We start from the raw sequence: 20,431 nt of genomic DNA, 5'->3' as shown, positions 1-20,431 counted from the left end.
CCAGCCTTTATATCCGCAGTACCACCGCAGGCTGAAACCGGACAGGCCAGCGCCCCCCTTCCACCGCACCGGCCTCTGTAAAACCGGCAGGGGTCGCAGCTAATTGACCAGCCAGCCGCCTATATTCTGTAATGCGTTATGTACTTAAAGCGGTTGCTTGACCGGCAGTGCGGAGCAACAAAAATTCTTTTTTCACCATGACGGCAGTCCATAGTACAATCACCGCGTCGATGGCCAGTGAGCCGATATAAATGCCGGCAACACCCAGCACTTGTGGCAGGATCAACATGACCGGTATGTAGAAAACCAGTTGCCGGGCAATCCCGATCATGGCCGCTGGTTTCCCTTTATCAATGGACGGAAAAAAAGTCATCGCCATAAAGATAGACGACAGCAGGGGCAATAACACCATATAGATCCGGAAATACATCAACTGCGTGTCGGTAAAGGCCTGGTCAGGTAGCATCAGGTTCAGCGCCCAGGCCGGCGCCGCCATGGAAATAAGCCAGAAAGGCAGGGTCAGCAGCAGGGACGCAACCGTAAATATCTTATATGCGCTTATAACCCGCTCATATTGCCCGGCGCCGTAATTTATGCCGGCAACCGGCTGCAGCGCCCGCATTAAGCCGAATATCGGAGTCAACGCAAAGATAAATATACGGTAAACCACGCCATAAAAGGCTATATCCAGCACCGTGCCATAACGGGCCAGGGCGTTAAACACAACAACCCCCTGCACCAGGCTCATAACGACCATAATGAATGAAGACATTCCCAGGCTGAATATGGACTTAACCGTGTTTTTATCCCAGTTAAAGGTAAATAACTTGGCCCTGAAGGACGCAAAACCCTGGCCAAAATAAAACCAGCCCAGCAGAGTGTATACCAGCATGCCGACATTGGTTGCCCAGGCCGCCCCTTTTACTCCCAGGCCGAGAAGCGCGACTAGCAGGTAGTTCGCCAACACGTCGGCTAAGAGGCCAATGCCCATCATCACCGCCGCCGCCTTCATCTTGCCCTCGGCCCGGACGATCATATTCGCCGCCAGCCCGTAGATCCAGAAAAAAGCGCCAATCACTGTAATCCGGAAATAGATATCGCCCAGAATCAATACTTCGCCGGCTCCCCCCATCATTTTCACCAATTGTGTGGAAAATGCCAGTCCTAGTACCATATATACCGCCGTTACCAGCACAGAAATATAGTTGACCGTCCCCAGCAGGCGCTCCTGGGTAGTTTGGTTCTGGCGGCCGATGGCAATGCTCAGTACGGCACCGGCGCCAACACCAACCAGGGAACCTATCCCGATGCTGATCTGCGTCAACGGGTAGGCTACGGAAACTCCCGCCAACGCGGTTTCACCCACGAAATGGCCGACAAAAACTGCCGAAATGACAGTGTTCAAGCCATAAAGAATCATGGCGATAATTGCCGGCCAAGACAAGTCGGTCATCACCTTCCACAGATTTCCGTTTAAAATAAAATATTTCTCTTGTTCTTTGTCACTCACAGCTGCCTGCATCAAAGAAATTCCTCCTGACTTTTTTAATGAATTAGCGAATCAGTCATTGTTGCCTGATCAAAGCGAAATTGATATTCATTATCAATATAATTATATCTGTTTACCCCTTTTGCCTCAATGACAAAAAGGATAAATCTTTATGCTAAAACGTATTTTCGGCACAGGAAGTGCCCTGCTTGCCTGTGCCAAAAATATAGATTAGCAACGCTTTGCAAATGTAATTACGCTTCCAAAACAAATCGCCGTTGGCCTTACTGACCGGCAGGAAATAGCAGTTCCGGTTTGGGCTGACCTTATTTTTCTCTATACAGGATAGTTTTGCCTCTGATTGCGGCAATAGCCCCGACCTCTGTCATTAGCAGGGAAAAGTTTGCCGGCGTCAGGGATTGTTTGCCGTCGCACAAAGCCACATCCGGATTCGGATGCACTTCAATAATCAACCCGTCGGCACCGGCTGCAATTGCCGCGCAGGCCATAGGTCTTACCATCTTCCAGCGTCCGGTGCCATGACTGGGGTCGACAATGACTGGTAAATGGCTTAATCTCTTTACAGCAACGACGGCCCCCAGATCCAGCGTATTGCGGGTATAAGTCTCAAAAGTACGGATGCCGCGTTCACAGAGGATAACATTATAGTTGCCTTCGCACATAATGTATTCCGCCGCATCCAGCCATTCACTGATGGTAGCCGCCAGGCCGCGCTTAAGCAGCACGGGTTTATCGGTCTTGCCGACAGTTTTAAGCAAATGGAAGTTTTGCATATTTCTTGTGCCGATTTGCAATACATCAGCATATTGACTGACAATGTCAACTGCCGCGGCATCCATAACTTCCGTCACAATTTTTAAACCGGTTTGCTCTCTGGCCTTTGCCAGCATATTCAATCCTTTTTCTTCCAAGCCTTGAAAAGAGTAGGGCGAGCTACGGGGTTTGTAGGCTCCACCCCGCAAGAACTGCGCGCCGGCTCTTTTAACCGCTCTGGCGGCTTCCAGCAGTTGCTCCTGGCTTTCCACCGCACAGGGACCGGCCATGATGCCTAAATGCAGCCCGCCTATTTTTACTCCCTGCACATCAACTACTGTGTCTTCCTGTTGGAATTCCCGGCTGACAAGTTTGCAGCTTTCCCTTACATGATTTGACTTTTTAACTCCCGGAAAACCATCAACTGCTATGCCGCCGGCAACGGACTGCTTTTGGTCGTTCACACCGTTAGCCGGCGCTGTGTCTCCCTGGAACAACTGATATTGCAAGCCGGCTTCCATCAATTTTTTAGCCACAATGACCACTTCCTTCTGAGGAACAAGTCCTTTGTTCCTGCCAGGTTTTATCAGTTTATTGGGCAGGCATTGATCATCCCTGCTTTGCCCAGGCAGTCAGTTCCGTCATTTTTTCCCGTTCCTGCTCCATTTGCCGGTAGCCGGCCACAGGCAGGGAAATATTTACTTTCCTGCCTTCCATTTTTACAATTCTGGGTGTCGAACCGATCACGGTGCAGTCTGGCGGAACATCCCGGTTGACGATGACCGTTTGCGCACCAATCTTACTTCTGCTGCCAATAGTGACCGGACCAAGGATAGTGGTGCCATGGCCAATATACACATCGTCGCCAATAGTGGGATGCCGTTTTCTTTGCTCCTTGCCGGTTCCCCCCAGGGTAACGCCATGAAACAGGGTACAATTATAACCAATTTCCACAGTTTCGCCGATAACCACCCCGCTGCCATGGTCACAAAAGAATCCTGGTCCGATTTTTGCTCCCGGATGAATTTCAATCCCGGTGAAAAAGCGCATCAACTGAGAAAACAGACGTGGTAAAAAGGGTATCCCTATGCGGTAAAGCGGATGAATCACATACCGGTGAACCGTAATAACGTGCAGGGATGGATAAAGCAGAAACTCGATGTTCCTGCAGGCAGGATCATGCCTGTAGATAGCCCGGATGTCTTCCAGCAGTGCAATCATAAACCAGACTCAGCCTCCTGTCAAAGTTTGCCTTCAACAAAATCCTCTGTATTTGTTGAGTTTGTTGCGGGTTCAACAGTCTGCGCCAATAAAGCCAGCTTGGATTGTTGGAAAAGTGTTTGCAGCGACAATTCAATACCATACCGTTTTTTTACAAGATTGACAAACTGGATGGCCCGTAGTGAATCCCCGCCAAATTCAAAGAAATCGTCGTCAAGACCCGGAGCTTGATAGTTAAGAACTTCTCCCCATACCGCGGCAAGTTTTATCTGGGCAGCGGTGGCCGGGGCCCTGCTCGGCCTACTTGCTGCCGGTTCCTGTTTAGGAGTCAATTGGGCCAGGGCCTTGCGGTCAATCTTGCCATTGGCGGACAGGGGCAATGCCTTCATTATCACATAGCGTTCCGGTACCATATAGCGTGGAAGCTTGTCTTTGATCACTGCCGAGAAAATTTCCGGATCAAATACCTTCTCACCGCCCGCATGCCGGGGTTTGAAAAAATCGGTTTCCTGATTTTCATCCAACACCACGTAGCCAACCAGCTTCGGTTGTCCGGGAGATTCCTCCCCTATTCCCACCACAATATCCTTTACTGCTTCAACCTGCCTGACAGTAAATTCGATTTCTCCCAGTTCAATGCGATAGCCGCTGATTTTTACCTGTAAATCTTCTCTTCCCAGAAATTCAATCGTACCGTCCGGCCAGTAGCGCCCCAGGTCGCCGGTGTAATACAGACGTTCGCCGGTGTGCGGATGGGTAATAAACTTTGCCCGCGTTTTTTCAGCATCCTGCCAGTAGCCCCTGGCCAGGCCGTTCCCGCCGATATAGAGATTTCCCGGCACCCAAACCGGACAGTCCAGCATTGCCTCATTTAGCACATAATAGCGCTGATTCGTCAGCGGTTTGCCGTAGGGAATGCTTTTCCAGCCTGCATCAACGGTCTCAATGCTATACATATTGGACCAGATGGAGGCTTCGGTGGCACCGCCCAAGCCAATTACCCGGACTTCGGGAAAAAGCCTTTTGATTTTGTCAGGCAGGTCCAGGGGAATCCAGTCCCCGCTTAAAAGCACCACCCTTATGGAAGCCGCCAGCGGTGTTTCGGCCTGGGAGGCATATTCTGTCAGCATTTGCATAAAGGCCGGGACTGTGTTCCAGACGGTTATCTTTTCTTTTGCCAGGAGTTCGAGCCAGTAGGCCGGCTCTTTGACGCGTTCGGCGTCGGGAATAACAACAGCGCCACCGGCAGCCAGCATGCCGAAAATATCATATACGGAAAGGTCAAAATTCAGATTGGAGAGGGCTATGGTCCTGTCGCCGGGACCAATGTCCAACCGCTTATTAATATCTAAGATGGTATTCACCGCTCCCTGGTGTTCAATCATCACTCCTTTCGGCAAACCGGTGGAACCGGAGGTGTAAATTACGTAGGCCAGATCCTCCGGCCGGACATCACTGGTATATACGCCGTTTCCCGCCCCGTTCACCGTCATTTGGTCAATGTCTAACCGAACCATATCTTCCGGCCAGACGCTCCTTGCAGCCACAGCCGACTGGGTAAGCACCACCCTGACATTACCGTCCCGTAATAGTAACTGCACTCTCTCCTCCGGCTGACTGGCCTCCAGTGGCAAATAGGCAGCTCCCGCCTTAAGAATTCCCAGTATTGCCACAATTTGCTCCCAGCCTTTGTCCATCACCACGGCAACCAGAGTGCCGGGCTGCACTCCGGCTGCCAGCAGGAACCGGGCTACGAGGTCTGCCCTGACCGCCAGTTCCGCATAGGTTAAAGTACGTGTTGCGGTTATTAGTGCCGGTCTCTTGCCGTCTTTTTCCACCTGACCGGCAAATAAACTAATCAGTGTCTCCCGCGAAACCGGCGCACCGGTGCTGTTGGCTGCCAGCCTTGCCGCCAGCCGTGGTACATTGATCAGACTGGCAGCCGGTTTTGACCATGCTGCCGCATCCCCGGCTAAATCTTTAAGCAGCCCGCAATAGGCCGCAAACATATCTGCCAGCAATCCTTCCGGGAAAATATCATGCAGCGCATCCCAGGATAGCAGCAATTCTCCCGCCTGTTCGGAAACCTGATGGTCCAGCCATACCTGCGGCGTCTGCGAAATTCCGTAAGTGATTTTTCCCAGATAACTTTGACCGGTATCGGTTTCACTGTCCTGCTCAATGCCCAGGCCACTGGTAAATACCACCGGCATGGTGACTGCCTGGCGCGGGCCGGAAATCCGCCCCAGCTCACGTTCCACTAAAACGCCGCTGACATAAGGATGATCCAAATCCTGCCAAAGCTGCTGCTGTAAATTTTTGCCCCGTTCAAGAAAAGTTTTGCCGGTTGAGGTATCTACCGCCAATAATGTCAAGGAAGTGAAATCGCCAACCAGCTCCTTCACCCGGGGATGCAGCGGCAACCGGTTAAATCTTGTTAAATTGATCGTAAAGCGGGAGCGTTTGCTCCACGCGCTTAAAACCTCCGCATAAGCAGTGAGCAGAATACCGGCGGCAGATAACCCGCCCTCGGCGGCTCTTTTCTTAATGGTTTGCCATTCTTCGCGTCTAAGCCTTGTTTCCAGACGGCTAAACCGCTGGACGGAAAGCGAATCCGGATTTTTTGCCAGCGGCAGTTCCGGTGCCGACGGCAAATCAGGCAGGCGATCCTGCCAGTATTTCAGATCCCGCTGATATGCAGCTGTTTTTTTGATTTCCTCCAAAGCCATAACATAATCTCTAAACGACAAGGCCGGCGGGAACAGCAGCGCCTCAGGCTGATCATACAGCCGTTTCCACTCGCGAAAGAGGTGAAAAATGCTCCAGCCATCAAGAACGATATTGTCAAAGCTGATATGCAGGCGAACGCGCCCCGTACCGGTTATAGATGCCCGGATGTCGAACAGCGGCCATTGTTCTGTTTTGAATATCTGATGGGCCATACTTTCGCGGATATTTTCCAGTTCGGCGTCTACATCGGCTGCTGTCCGCAAATCATAAACTTTTATTGAATAAGCCGGCACCGGTTCATAGATTTTTTGGGACTGGCCGTCAGGCAAAACCACCGCCCGCAGCATTCCATGCTGATTCATTAAGCGCTGCCAGGCCGCATTCACTTTGGCCAGGTCCAAGCCCTGCCCATCTAATTCAAAATAGCAATGGGCCGATACATTACCCAAAGAATAAACACCACTGCGGCCCAGCCAGTAGGATTGCTGAATATCGGTTAGCGGAAAGGGCAGATAGGTTTCTGCCGGCTGGGGAATGATTTGCTGCAACGCTATAGGGGCCGCCGCTTTGTCCGCTTTCTCATTATCAGCCATTAATTTTTGCAAATGCTCGACCAGTTCGGCCAATACCGGTTTCTTAAAAATGGTTTCCAACGACAACTCCACGTTGCATTTTTGCCGGACCATGGCATTCAACTGCGTTGCGAGCAAGGAATCGCCGCCCAATTCAAAATAATGATCGGTCATGCTGATCGCTTCCACACGCAGAATTTCGGTCCAAATTTCGGCAAGCAACAATTCCACCGGCGTCCGGGGAGCAACAAACGGTTTATCCGGAACTTCGTGCTTGGATGTAGCTGGCAAAGGTAATGCTTTTTTGTCGATTTTGCCGTTTTCGGTAAGCGGCAATTGCTCCAAAGGGATAAATACCGCCGGAATCATATACTCAGGCAGAATGTCCCGCAGAAAGTTTATTATTGGCGCCCCTGTAAAAGCTTTTGCCCGGCGGGTAGCTTGCAGCAGAAACACGTGCTGGTTATAGCGGCTCATCCGTTCACCGGCTTCCGGAAAAACAGCCATTGCCGCACCGTCTTCGGCTTGAAGCAGGGCCTGCCATTGCGCAACGGAAAACAGCGGCGCGCGCACGAAACGCCGTTCATCTTCAAAATGAATAAAGCCATTTTCCAGAAAGCCTGTGCTTATCTGCTGCAAACGGCTATTGTCCGTCATTTCCAGAATCAGCGCTATTCCGCCCGGGGCCATAAGCGCCAATGTATTATGCAAGGCATTTTTTATATTGCGGGCGCGATGCAGGGAATTGGCCGCGATAATAAGGTCATAGCTGTTGGCCTCATAGCCCTGGTGCAGCGGATTTTCATTGATGTCCAGCTGCCGGTACTCCACAAAGGGATAGTTCTTAAACTGTGTTTTGGCTTTATTGATAAAAAACGCCGAGGTATCTGTGCAGGAAAACTCAACCTGTTTAGCCGCAAGTAAAGCCAGCATGCTGCCGGTCAGTTGCAGCCCCCTTGCCCCAAGCTCCAGGATTCTGACCGGTTTGCCGGTTTGGCGGCTGTCAACGGCTGCCGCCAGCAGCCCCCGGGCAATGTTATTTCTCTGTTCCGCTCCCGGCAGCCTTTGGACGAAATCGTCCGGCGCCTGATGTGCCTCGGCGAAAAAAAGCTCCAGCGGATCCACTTTTCCCTGCAGCATAGCCGCACTGTTGCTGTCAAACTGCCTGAGAAACCGTGCCAGGTCCTCCAGATAGCGCGCAAGACCCGGATACTCTTGGTTTACAACGGCGGCCGGGTCGCTGGGAAAATCCCGGGTGTTCGTCAGCAGGCCGGCTTCCTTTTGGATTACAAGCCCCTCTTCCGCCAGACTGTCCAGCCACTGCCCGATCAATTCCCGATAGCGCGGCTGAATATCACAATGCTTCAGCAAATCGGCGACAGTATAGCTCTCGCCGGCCCGGCACCAGGCTCCGGCCTGCTGTAAAGCCCGGCATATATAGACAATCGTTAATTTTTCACTATATTCACGGAAAAGGTCAAATGCTGCTTCGGTTTCATCTTCTTTCGTCCCGGCTGCGGCCAGGCTTTTGCCAATGCGCAATAGTGCATCCCAGCGTTCCTGCCTGCTTGCGGCATTCGTTTCCACCGCTTGGAACAGCGCAGCGTCTTGCGCAGCGGCCGGAACCACATAGCCGATCAGCTGTTTGTTCCCGTGCAAATCGCCAACTGCGGCAACTACGGCATTGTCGACGCCGGGATGCTTTTTGATAGCGGCTTCAATCTCCCCCGGTTCAATACGGTGCCCCCGCACTTTCACCTGATAATCCTGCCGTCCCAGAAATTCGATATTCCCGTCCGGCCAGAATCGGCCGCAGTCGCCGGTACGGTACCAGCGCATATTCCCGGCGGTTACAAACTGCTGCTCCGTCAGTTCCGGCTCGCCAATATAGCCCTTGGCAATACCCGCGCCGCCGATCCAGAGCTCTCCCGGCACCCAGTCCGGACAATCCCGTCCCTTTTTATCCACTACCCGGTACAACTGATTGGTTAAGGGTTGGCCATAGGGAATCGAAGTCCAGTGGGCCGGCAACGGCAAGGTTACATCATAATAGTTGGACCAGATAGCCGCCTCGGTGGCGCCGCCCATGGCCACAAGCCGGGAGTTGGCGGCAACCGCCTGCAGTCTCGCGGGAATATCCAGGCCGATCCAGTCGCCGGAAAGCATAACCACCCGTAAGGACAATAACTGTTGCCGGCGGCTTTCGGCTTCCACCAGCAGCATGGCCAGCAGAACGGGAACGGAATTCCAGACCGTTAGCCGATATTCTGTTATTAGCTCCAGCCAAAAAGAGGCATCCCGGCGGGTATCCTCGGTAAGCAGCACCAGGGAACCGCCTGTCCCCAGCAGGCCGAAGATGTCATAGACCGACAGGTCAAAATCCAGGGCGGAAACCGCCAGGGCCCGGTCACTGACCGTCATGCCATAGCGGCTGTTGATGTCGGCGATGGTATTCCAGGCCGCCGCGTGAGTGATTTCAACCCCTTTGGGTTCGCCGGTTGAGCCGGAAGTAAATATGATATAGGCCGAGCTTGCCGCCGGATTTGTGACCGGTTCCGCCAGCGGCGAGCTGTGTTCAGCCGCTTCCATGGTAAGTACCGCCGTATTCTCCGGCCAGGCAATACCGCCGGCTAAAGCCTCGTTGGTGAGGACATAGCGTATGCCGGCTTTGCGGTGGATGATTGCCCGGCGTACAGCCGGTTGCTGCGGACCCACCGGCACATAGCAGGCCCCTGCCGCCAATACTCCGAATACTGCCGCAATCTGCTCCATTCCCCGCGGCAGGGTAACGGCAACGGTATCGCCCTTCTTTACCCCCTGCGCCTGCAAAGCGGCCGCTGCCTGCAGGGCATATCCGGCGAGGCGACTGTATGAGGTTTCGGCTTTGGTCGCCCCTTCGATCAGAGCCACCTGTTGTGGCTGCCGGGCGGCAGTCGCAAAAAACGGCATATGCAGGCAGGTTTCTATTGCCGGTACGGCAACTGTCCTTTGCCGGTTAGTATGCTGCCAAGCCGGTACGGTGTCAGGGATCTCCCACCAGTTGTTCCCTGCCGCCGCCAACCGGTAAAGGCACTGCCGGTAGGCGTTAAACATCTGCTCCACCAGTTCAGCGGGGAATAATTCCTCAATACTGTCCCAAATCAGCAGCAAGCCCCCGTCCATGTCAAATAATTGACAATCAAGCCATACCTGGGGTGTTTGCGAAATCATATAGCTGATTTCACCAAAAGCCTGGCGAAATTCATCCTCAATCAGGGGAACACCTAAATTACAGGAGAAAACAATGGGGGCAAACGTTTTCTCCCCGGGATGCAGCCGCGTCAGATCACGCTGGACCTTTATCCCCGAATACGCTATATTCGCTATATCCTGATAAAACTGTTGCTGCACCTTTTGCGCTTGCCCCAGGAAGGATTCACTGCCGGTGCAATCCACTGCCAGCAACAGTAAATTGGTAAAATCGGCAACAACATTGTCGATCCCTTCGTCGGCAGCCTGCCGGTCAAATAACGGGACATTAATCAAAAACTTCGAGTTGGCGCTCCAGCGTTCCAGCACAAGCGCATAGACAGTTAAAAGCACCATGGCCGGAGTCACTTGATTGGCAGCAGCACGTTTTTTTAACGCTTCCCAGACCGGGGCCGCAACCAAGTGCTCTCTCCGCCTGAACACAGGGTTTTTAAGGGTTTCCGGCTTTACCTGCAAGGGTAACGCCGGCCCCGCCGGCATTGCCGGCAAACGTTTACGCCAGTATTCGGCGGCTTTCGCTTTGTCTGTCGCCTGCCGTTGTTCTTCCTGCCTTAGATATTCGGCAAAATTCCAGTTGTCCGGGGCCTGGGGCCTCTCATTGCGCCCATAGGCGGCGGCCAGATCCCGCAATATGATTTGGAAGCTTTGTACGTCGGCTACCAGTAAATCAATGTCAAAATGCATGCGGGTCCGCCCCTGCGGCAATAAACTAAGCTGAATTTCCGCAACCTGGCCGTCTTCTATAGCCAGCAGGCGATGCGACAGCTGCCGGCGTATCGCCAGTAATTCCTGGGGAAGTTCATCCTCCGGGCATTCCCGCAGATCATGCACTGTTATCGGCTTGGCTGCCGGCGCCGGCAATACCTGCTGCTGTCCGTCGGGCAAGAACCGGACCCGCAGCATCGGATGATGCCTCACTAACTGTCCCCATGCCGCCGCCAGTCGTTCAGGGTTAACAGCGTTTCCGTCCACTTCCAGATAACCGTGGCAGCCAACCCCGCCAAGGTATTGATCCTGGCGCCGTCCAATCCAGTACGCATATTGCACGTCGGTAAGAGGAAACGGGGCATACATATCGGCAATGTGCCGCTGTTCTGTGCTAGTAATCTGTCTTACGAAACTCGGGCTATAGTGTTTGTTTAATAAAGACCACCACGCTCCCAAGCTGGGGTCTGAAATCAATTCGGCAAAGGTAACGGCTGCCCCCAGTTTACGCCATTTGTTCACCAACCGCATAATTTGCAGCGAACTAAGACCAAGCTCCAGTAAATTGCGCCGTTCATCCAATTCAACAGGTGCTGATAACATGTCCAAAATTTGCGCTTTCACTGCTTCATAATCCAGAATAAACACAGTTGTTGTATCTTCATAAGACGGTTTATTCATTTATGCACGCTCCCTTAAAAGCTTATTGCCTAGCCATGGCCCGCAGCTTTTTTTTATCCACTTTCCCCACGTTGGTAAGGGGAAAACTATCAATGAATTCAATCTGATCGGGCATTTTATACTGGGCAATACCCAATTCGCGGAAAAATTTACCAATATCCGCCAGGGTAATGGTCCGGTTATCGGCTATCAGAAACGCACACGTTCTCTCTCCCAGATTTTCATCGGGAAGCCCCAGTACGGCCGCATCCTTTACCCCTTTATATTTGCGGAGATAGGTCTCGGTTTCAGCCGGAACTACATTTTCCCCGGCCCGGTTAATCTGCTCCCTGATCCGCCCTTCGATCTGGATATTTCCTGCCGGCGTAAGCCTTGCCCGGTCACCGGTGCGGAAAAAGCCGTCGGCCGTAAAGCATTGCCGGTTCAGTTCCGGCGCCTTATAGTAGCCCAGAAACGTGTAGGGCCCTCGTTCTATCAGTTCGCCAAACTCTCCCGCCGGCACTTCATCGCCATTTTCATCGACAATTTTTATTTCATCCGCCGGCGAAACCGGGCGCCCCTGGCAACTGCAGGCAATCTCTTCGTCATCATCGAGGGATGTAAAGCAGGTAATTCCTTCGCCTAAGCCATACCCCTGCTGCAGTTTGCAGCCCAGTCCGGCGATTAATTGTTTGGCCGTCTCTTTCTCCAGTTTGGCCGCCCCTACCAAAACTACTTCCAGACTGGCGGCCTCCGCCGTTTCATCCTCGGCCAGGGCCTCAAGCCAAACAGCAGCGATGGCCGGAACAATGGCCGTGATTGTCACTCTTTCGCGGGCGATAAGGGGAAAAGCCTCCTCGTAACTTGCCGTCTTGCATAATACAGCGGTCCCGCCGGTAAACAGGGTCCCGAGGATGCCGGGACAACAAAGCGGATAGTCATGCGCAATCGATAAAACGGCAAGATACACGCTCCTGTCTGTCAGGCCGCAGCGTTTCGCCGTGGCTTTGGCATTATAGGCATAGGCGGCGTGAATTTTGGGAATCAGTTTAGGTGTTCCCGTTGTGCCGCCGGATAACAGAAAAAGCGCAATGTCTTTATGCGAAGGCGGCCGCTCAAAGGCAACCGGGGCGGCGGGAAGCTGGTTTAGATCAATGCTCTTCCTGCCCTGGCCGTCGGTAATGAGAAATTTGACCGACGAATGTCTGGTCATTAAAAAATCCGCTGTTTTTTCATAGTCGAATCCCAAAAAAGACGGGGGAATAACATATGCCACCGGTTCTGCCAGCTGAAAAATGGCGTCCAGCTCCGCTTCCCGGTGAGACGGCAGGGCCAGAATGGGACGCGCGCCAATACGAAATAAAGCAAAACAAACCGTAATAAAGGCAATACTATTGGGAAGCTGAACAACCACATTGTCGCCACTATGAATTCCCAGTCTAAACAGGCCGGCGGCAAGCCTGTCAACCGCCAGATCCAGTTCGGCATAAGTAAGCCTTGTATTATCTTCAACGACGGCTACTTGCCGCTGATATTTTTGAGCCGCCATTTTTAACTGTTCTCCCAGCGTCAGCGGTTCCCAGTAGCCCAGTTGCTCATATCTTCTGGCAATATGCTCAAACCTTACCTGGCTTGTAATCATACTATTTCCTCCCCGCAATACTCTTTTTTTACCTCCAGTACATATTCATCGGCTGTCAGCCGGTACTTTTTGTTAAGTACCAGCCCGCTGGCCCGGAATAGTTTTATAAATTCGGCTTCTGTCCGTTCTTTGCCGCCGCACACGGACCAGATATATAAATCATTCAGATACAAAGGCAGGCAGTCGCGCGTGATGGAATCGGGCATTAGCTTTTCAATGACTAACAGCCGGGAATCCTCTGTCATAGCCTGGCCGGTGTTTTTTAGAATTTCACCGGCCTTTTCATCATCCCAGTCGTGCAATATACGCGATAAGATGAATAAGTCGGCCTGCACAGCCAGCTTTTCGAAGAAATTTCCGGTGGCAAACCGGCATCTTTGATTTATACTACATATTGTAAGGTTTCGCTGGGCTTCATCTCTTACATGCTCCAGATCAACAATGATTCCGGTGGCCTTGTGATAGAAATGCAAAAATTTGGCCATGATATCACCGGCGCCGCCGCCGATATCAACAATAGCATTTATTTGGCTTTTATCCGGCTGCTGTGCAAAATAAGCGGACAGATTCAGGTTCTTACTTGAATTGCGCATCATGGAATTAAAAATGGAAAATTTTTCACGATCGCCGTGCTGTGCTGCAAAAAATGGCTGCTTTTCCACCAGCAAATAAGGCAAAGTACGAAGTTTTACGGCCTCATACAGTTTAGCCCAGCAGGGCATGGATTCCCGCCCGCAAAATAAAGCCAAATCTTTCAGTGAGTTTTCCGAGTGCTTTGATAACCTTTTCCCTAAGGCGGTGAGAAAAAAAACGCCGTCCGCTTCCTGAATCAACTGTAGCGCCAGCAGCGGTCTTAGCAAACGATACAGCAATTCCTCTTCAACCGCTAATTGGCTGCTCAATTTTGCGACTGTCATTTCCCCGTGATATATTTCCCCCTGGTGCAAATGGTCAAATAGCTCAAGCTCACAGGCAGCACATATTAAATAGGATGTGGTAAATCCTTGGAGCATCATGATAATCATGCGTTCCTGTACCTCCATGCCGTCCCTCCCGCTGTACTTTTACTTTACTTTATTCAACCCGACAATAGCATTGGCAACTGTCATATGGGCAATTACCGCATTAGTTTCATCCACCATTTCCAATAGCCAAACATGGGAATGCCTTCCCTGCTGCAGCAGTCTCCCTCTGGCCACAATATAACCTGTTGTTTTTTTGGGTTTCAGATGGTTGGCTGTAATGGTTTGACCTACGGCGGCCTGATCGCCGGCAATTTTTTGGTTTGATGCATAGCCGGCAACCGTCTCGCCAAAGGCAATGGTTGCCCCTCCGTGCAGATAGCCAAAAGGTTGGCTGTGAAACCGGGTCAAATTCATTTTGGCCTCCAGGGTGTCGCCCTGTACACGGATGTACTCAATATTTAAGCTGTCGATCAGATTGCTGCTGCTTACCATCCAAAACCTCTAACTTTCGTTTTACTATTTTTCCGGCGGCGTTTTTCGGCAGCTCAGCCAAATGGATGATTGTTTTCGGAAGCTTGTAGCTGGCCAGGTGCTTGGCCAGATAGCTGTATATGGCCGCTTCATCCAGGGAAGAAACAACATATAGCACGGGAACCTGCCCCCATTTTTTATCCGGCCGGCCGACAACGGCGCATTCTGTTACTTCAGGCAGTTGATAGAGAACATTCTCAATTTCCCGGGGATAAATGTTCTCGCCGCCGGATATGATAATATTTCTGCGCCGATCCACTATATAAATAAACCCATCTTCATCGCTATAGCCCACATCCCCGGTATTAAAAAAGCCGGGATGCCCCTCGGCTCCCAGATATCCATCCATGAGCATGGGGCTGTTAATGCTGATTTCGCCAATCCCCTGTTCATCGGGATTTAAAATACGGACAGCTGTTCCCGCAAGCGGTAAGCCGACCGACGCCATTTTCCCCGGATGCTCTGCTACGGAAAAAGTGGCAACCTGGCTGGTGGTCTCTGTCATGCCAAAGGTTTTGTGCAGCGGAATATTTTTCCTGATACCGGCTGCCACCAGGGCATCGGGAACAAACTCGCCTCCTACCAGCACGACCCGTAAGTTATGTTGCCTGATCCGGTGAATGATCCGGCTGAGCATGGTCGGCACAATGGACAGCATATTGATGCCGCCATTTTCAATCAGGTTGATTATCTGCTCTTCATCAAAGCTTTCCACAACTGTGGTCTGTGTTCCATTGTACAGGCTGCGCATTAAGATGCTTAAGCCGCTGATATGATACATCGGCAGTACCATAAGCCAGTTATCTGCCGCCGTCACGCCCAGGCGCTGCCGGGAGGCCTGTACATGGGCATAGAACTGTTTCCACCGCAGGGGAACGGCTTTGTATTCACCGGTGGTGGCGCTGGTGTGCATAATCACCGCTATGTGTTCTCTATTCCAGGCAGTTGCCAGTTTTACAGCCGTTTTTTTACTCTGCTGCACTTCCTGAAAAGCGGTAAACCTGTCATTATGGGAAAAGACTACCCGGATGTTCAGCGCTTTCAGCTGTTTGCCCAGTTCGGCCGCTGTTAAACGGGTATTCAGCAGGAGCACTTCTTTCTCCAAAGCCTGCAGGGCCAAAAAAAACAGGGCCATATCTGCGGAGTTAGGAGAATAAAGGGCAACTCGCTGTTCATTTTGCACATAAAGATAGAGTTGCCGGGCCAAATCAGCGACACGCTCATAGACCTCGCGAAACGTCAGTTGATTGATAAACCGTTGCTCCGGCCGCTCGTCGTAATGTTTTTTCAGCCATTCCATGGTCTCCACCTGTTATACCTTATGGAAATTTGGGAAACCGCTGAAAGTCGGGATGGCGTTTTTCTTTGAACGCATCCCGTCCTTCCTTGGCTTCATCGGTGGTATAAAACAGCAGGGTGGCATCGCCTGCCAGCTGCTGCAGACCGGCCAGGCCGTCGGTGTCGGCGTTAAAGGCTGCTTTGAGAAACCGCAGTGCCGTAGGCGAATGCTGCAAAATTTCTTTGGCCCACTTCACCGTCTCTGCTTCTAATTGCTCAAAAGGAACCACCGTGTTTACCAGTCCCATGTCCAGCGCTTGCGCAGCCGTGTACTGGCGGCATAAATACCATACCTCCCGCGCTTTTTTATGGCCGATAATCCGCGCCAGATAGCCGGCGCCATAGCCGGCGTCAAACGAGCCCACTTTTGGTCCTGTTTGCCCAAACTTCGCATTTTCCGACGCGATGGTCAGATCACACACCAGATGCAGCACATGCCCGCCGCCGATGGCATAGCCGTTGACCATGGCAATGACCGGCTTGGGGATGATCCGGATTAACCGCTGCAAATCCAGCACATTTAAACGCGGAATCCGGTCGTCGCCAACATAGCCGCCGTGGCCGCGCACCCTTTGATCCCCGCCGGAGCAAAAGGCTTCCCGCTCCTGTCCCTGTCCATGATTGGCGCCTGTCAATAGGATGACGCCGACGGCATCATCGTCCCGGGCGATGGTAAAAGCATCTATTAATTCCATAATGGTTTTGGGCCGGAAGGCATTACGGACTTCAGTCCGGTTGATCGAAATTTTGGCAATGCCGCTGCAAGTTTCATAAATAACATCCTCATAATGGCGCTGCATGTCTTTCCATAGCAGTTTGTCCAACTCTTTACACCTTCTTTGCATATTTTATGGATAGGAACTTTTGTAAAATATCAGTAAATGCCTGACCGTCTTCCAGATGGGTGTTGTGCCCCACGCCTTTTATGATTTCATGCTTTATATGGGGATTTAGCTGGGAAAATTCATGGCCTGCCTGCCGGTATTTTTCATCGTGCTCACCGCTGATATATAAGACAGGCATTGACAACTCGGCGATTTTGTTTTTCAGGCAGGGAAAACTCCCCTGCCCGCTGCCCAGCAGGGTATTGGCAAGTGCATGGGCTGTATTCTGCATACGTCTCTCCCTTATTTCCTTGCCGGTAGCTGCCGGCAGGTTTTTTTGCGATGTAAAAATACTTAAGTCCGACCAGTACGCATTAAACCATTCTATGCCATTCCGGCAAATGCTCCTGGCCAGATAGGAATCGCTTCTGCGCCGTTTTAACCGGTTTAGCCAGCCGCATTCCCCATAAGAGGCGCTTTCCAGGATCAGCTTATCAACTTCCTGCGGATAAGCTAAGGCATAGGCCAGGGCAATCCGCCCGCCCAGTGAATAGCCTAGCAGGGAATATTTTCTCAAACCCAGGCGGTTCATAAGCTTATGTAAATGTCTGAGCATAATGTTTACCCGGTAATATTTGCCGGCCTGCGGTTTGTCACTGGCCCCGTGCCCGACAAGATCAACCAGGATTAATTCACAGTTTTCCAATTGAAGACAGTTCCAGGTGTTTATATTCTCAGAAAAACCATGCAGACAAACAAGCGGGCTGCCTGCCCCTTTCCTGTGCGTATGATAATGGATGCCGGCAATTTCTATGAGCATGTGGTCACCAAGCCTGTGGTATATTGATCATGCAGCGCCTTACTCACCGCGGCATCAATCTTCACTTCAATCAGTTTGATTCCCTTCAGGGTCAGGGCCTCTTGGAAGGCCTGTTCAAAGGCAGGATAACCGGTTGCTTCATAATACGTAATACCGTACAAAGTCTGTAAACCCCGGAAGTTTATATCATGGGGCGTGCGGAACAAATAGTCAAAGTGTTTCTCCGCCCGCTGCGGCAAATAGTTAAATATGCCGCCGCCGTTATTGTTGAACAACACAATCAGCAAATTCAGGGCATGCGTTTTGCCGGTTAATAGTCCGTTTAAATCATGGTAAAAGGCCACATCGCCGGTTAAAAGCACCGTGGGGCTGTGTATGGCGGCCATACCCAGCGCGGTCGAAACCGTACCGTCAATGCCGTTGGTCCCCCGGTTGCACATTACTTTGATATTTTGCCTGCGGGCGGCAAAGAAGTAATCCACATCACGAATGGCCATACTGTTGGCCACGGCCAGCAGGGTTCCCGGCGGCAGCAGCTCTTGCAGCAGTTGAATCAGTTTGCCTTCAAACAGCTGTTTTTCATCTCTGGCGCGATTTAATCGGTTGCGTGTCTGTTGTTGAAGTGTCAGCCACTTTGCCGCGTAGCCGGCATTATTATTGTGCATAGTGATCGACGCGGCCAGCAATTTGGGCGAAGCGCTGATGTAGCTGGTGGTGGAAAGCGCCGGATTGCGGTAGGCAAAGCTTTCATCGACCTGAAAATATAAAACGTCCTGATGGCGGGCCACAAACTGCTGCAACCGCTTGGATACGGGAACCTGGCCAAAATGGAAGATAAAGTCCGGCTTTAGTGCCATCTTCACAGTATCGCTTTGCAAAAAAGCGTCATAACTGTCGATAATGATATCCTCGGCATAATTGCGGAGATTGGAAAGCGGATCGGCCAGCACCGGGGCCTGTAAACGCTTTCCCAGGTCCAGCACGGCCTGGTGATAATCGGCGCCGGCGCCCCCGCCGCAAATGATAATTCCCTGCTTGTCTTTAAGGATGGCCGGGTCAAAGGCCGGCTGCATGGTTCCGGCCACATACTTAAAATTGTCCCTGCCCCGGCCGGCGGCAAAATTAAGCCTGCTTAAATCCGGAATCAACGGCTCCCGCACCGGTATATTAATATGAGCTGCGCCATATTCCCCGGACACGGCACTGGCATAGGCCCTCTGCATTACCACCCGCACATAGCGGTACATGCTTTCCTGCTCCTCCGGCAGCGCCAGTTCTTCATAATATTTCACAAACCCGCCGAACAGCCTGTTTTGATCAATGGTCTGCGGGGCGCCCACCTGCCGCAGCTCCGGCGGGCGGTCAGCCGTTAAAACAATAAGCGGCACCCGTGAATGCCTGGCCTCGGTGAGGGCCGGCAAATAATGCGCCGGGGCTGAACCCGAGGTACAAACCAGTACGGCAGGCCGCCCGCAGCCTTTGGCAATACCCAGGGCAAAAAAACCGGCCGATCGCTCGTCAATGTTTAAAAACGTTTTAAAAGCATGCTCGCAAAACAGCATCGCCAGGGGCGTAGACCTTGAGCCCGGGCTGATTACGACTTCGCGCACCCCCAGTTGATACAATTCGTCAACTAACGCCGCCATATAATTTGTCATTGCTTCCCCCCGGTTGTTATAAGCTTTCAACGATCGTACGCAGTTTATCATTGGTTTCCAGATATTCAGCCCTGGACTCCGATTTAGCCACCAAACCGCAGCCTGTGTAGGCAAACGCCAGATTGCCCTGAATGAGGGCCGACCGTATCCCGGCCACAAAAACACCATCACCCTTGGCATCAGTTATGCCAAGGGGAGCGGCATACAGCCCCCGTTCATGTTTTTCGTAGCGGCGGAGCAAGGCTAATGCCCTGTGTACGGGATTACCGCCCAAGGCCGGGGTGGGATGCAGCCTTGCCGCCCACTCCAGCAGGGTTCCGCGCTGATCTTTGGCATAAATGGGTGTTTGCAAATGATGTACATTACGCAGCGTTAAAACAGAGGTATCGCCGACCTGCACCGCACCGGTGAATTTTTTTATCCCGGCAGCGATGGTATCAATGACAATCTGGTGTTCGTAACGGTTTTTAGCATCGCGTAACAGGATTGCCTTTTGTACTTCATCATTCTGGCTGTCGCGGGAAATTGTGCCTGCCAAAGCATAACTCAAGATATTGTCCTGTTCTTTTTGCACCAATATCTCGGGCGTTGCGCCCAAAAAGGTTTTTCCGTCCTTAAAATAGGCAAATATAAAGCTGTTGCTGTTTTGATTTTTTTGCAAAAGATTTTGTAATACGCTTTCTATATGGATTACCCTATCGCATTCAATTCTGACTTCCCGCGAAATAACTACTTTGTTTACTTCTTTGGCGGCTATGGCTGCCGTCAGGCTGGTAAATAACTGCGACCAGTCTTCATAATCGTCTTCTTGGTAATGGTAAGCGTGCCTGTATTTTTTCATTTCCTGGTTTTCTATTTTTATGGGATCTCCATGGTAATGCAGCGTCTGCCTGCCGTCCTTTTCCACCAAATAATATTGAAAGGCGATAGATTCATTGCCAAAGCCTGCCCACTTTTCATCTTTAACGGTACCAAAAAATGTCATGGCGGAAAAAATATATGGATAGTCTGTATAACCATTTTGCCTGGGCAATATTTTTAAGCGTTTGGCGCCAAGAATACACTCTTTTTTTAAAGGATTGTAGAATAACATCCGTTCTTCATTTACAAAATGTTTCCAGAAGGAAAGCGGGTTGTCCAATTTAATTTGTTTTGCTTTATACTGCAAATAGCCTACCTCCTATTTGACACAGTGAAAGCCATCCTATTGAGCATCAGAAATTGTCTATTCTGCTTCTTTTCGGCTACCCTGC

General features: G+C 51.5%; 12 protein-coding genes. All 12 read right to left on the bottom strand.

Annotation, left to right across the window (positions count from 1 at the left end; all coding sequences use genetic code 11):
* Positions 1–136: 136 nt before the first annotated feature.
* The 12 genes from SPTER_RS06040 to SPTER_RS05985 all read right to left on the bottom strand — a co-directional run bounded on the left by SPTER_RS06040 (position 137) and on the right by SPTER_RS05985 (position 20,346).
* A complete protein-coding gene (locus SPTER_RS06040) occupies positions 137–1,522 on the bottom strand; it encodes an MATE family efflux transporter (protein ID WP_144352774.1) in 1,386 nt (461 codons plus the stop codon).
* A 293-nt stretch (positions 1,523–1,815) separates the two neighbouring features.
* Positions 1,816–2,784, bottom strand: a complete 969-nt coding sequence (gene aroF / locus SPTER_RS06035; protein WP_144352773.1) for a 3-deoxy-7-phosphoheptulonate synthase — start codon at positions 2,782–2,784, stop codon at positions 1,816–1,818.
* An 88-nt stretch (positions 2,785–2,872) separates the two neighbouring features.
* Positions 2,873–3,484 (bottom strand): serine O-acetyltransferase EpsC, encoded by a 612-nt coding sequence (gene epsC / locus SPTER_RS06030; protein WP_144349499.1) that lies wholly within the window; start codon positions 3,482–3,484, stop codon positions 2,873–2,875.
* 20 nt (positions 3,485–3,504) lie between these two features.
* A complete protein-coding gene (locus tag SPTER_RS06025) occupies positions 3,505–11,421 on the bottom strand; it encodes a non-ribosomal peptide synthetase (protein WP_144349498.1) in 7,917 nt (2,638 codons plus the stop codon).
* Between the two features lie 22 nt (positions 11,422–11,443).
* Positions 11,444–13,042, bottom strand: coding sequence for a (2,3-dihydroxybenzoyl)adenylate synthase (locus SPTER_RS06020; RefSeq protein ID WP_144349497.1), 1,599 nt, complete (start codon positions 13,040–13,042; stop codon positions 11,444–11,446).
* Complete coding sequence (locus tag SPTER_RS06015) at positions 13,039–14,085, bottom strand: methyltransferase (RefSeq protein WP_144349496.1); 1,047 nt, start codon at positions 14,083–14,085, stop codon at positions 13,039–13,041. Before SPTER_RS06015 ends, SPTER_RS06020 begins: the two co-directional genes overlap by 4 nt.
* A gap of 21 nt (positions 14,086–14,106) precedes the next feature.
* Positions 14,107–14,499, bottom strand: a complete 393-nt coding sequence (locus SPTER_RS06010) for a PaaI family thioesterase (protein ID WP_144349495.1) — start codon at positions 14,497–14,499, stop codon at positions 14,107–14,109.
* Positions 14,459–15,838 carry an o-succinylbenzoate--CoA ligase gene (gene menE, locus SPTER_RS06005; RefSeq protein WP_144349494.1) on the bottom strand — a complete coding sequence of 460 codons (1,380 nt, stop codon included), beginning with the start codon at positions 15,836–15,838 and terminating at the stop codon, positions 14,459–14,461. The genes SPTER_RS06010 and menE overlap by 41 nt, the downstream gene beginning before the upstream one ends.
* Positions 15,839–15,857: 19 nt before the next feature.
* Positions 15,858–16,700, bottom strand: a complete 843-nt coding sequence (gene menB / locus SPTER_RS06000; RefSeq protein WP_211367492.1) for a 1,4-dihydroxy-2-naphthoyl-CoA synthase — start codon at positions 16,698–16,700, stop codon at positions 15,858–15,860.
* A 4-nt stretch (positions 16,701–16,704) separates the two neighbouring features.
* Positions 16,705–17,520, bottom strand: coding sequence for a 2-succinyl-6-hydroxy-2,4-cyclohexadiene-1-carboxylate synthase (menH, locus tag SPTER_RS05995; protein ID WP_144349492.1), 816 nt, complete (start codon positions 17,518–17,520; stop codon positions 16,705–16,707).
* A complete protein-coding gene (gene menD, locus SPTER_RS05990; RefSeq protein ID WP_144349491.1) occupies positions 17,511–19,178 on the bottom strand; it encodes a 2-succinyl-5-enolpyruvyl-6-hydroxy-3-cyclohexene-1-carboxylic-acid synthase in 1,668 nt (555 codons plus the stop codon). Before menD ends, menH begins: the two co-directional genes overlap by 10 nt.
* A 16-nt stretch (positions 19,179–19,194) precedes the next feature.
* Positions 19,195–20,346 (bottom strand): isochorismate synthase, encoded by a 1,152-nt coding sequence (locus SPTER_RS05985; protein WP_144349490.1) that lies wholly within the window; start codon positions 20,344–20,346, stop codon positions 19,195–19,197.
* Between the last annotated feature and the right edge of the window lie 85 nt (positions 20,347–20,431).

Source organism: Sporomusa termitida (assembly GCF_007641255.1).
Taxonomy (GTDB): domain Bacteria; phylum Bacillota; class Negativicutes; order Sporomusales; family Sporomusaceae; genus Sporomusa; species Sporomusa termitida.
The sequence above is the reverse complement of the archived record's forward strand: the minus strand, read 5'-3'. Positions and strand labels throughout refer to the sequence as shown.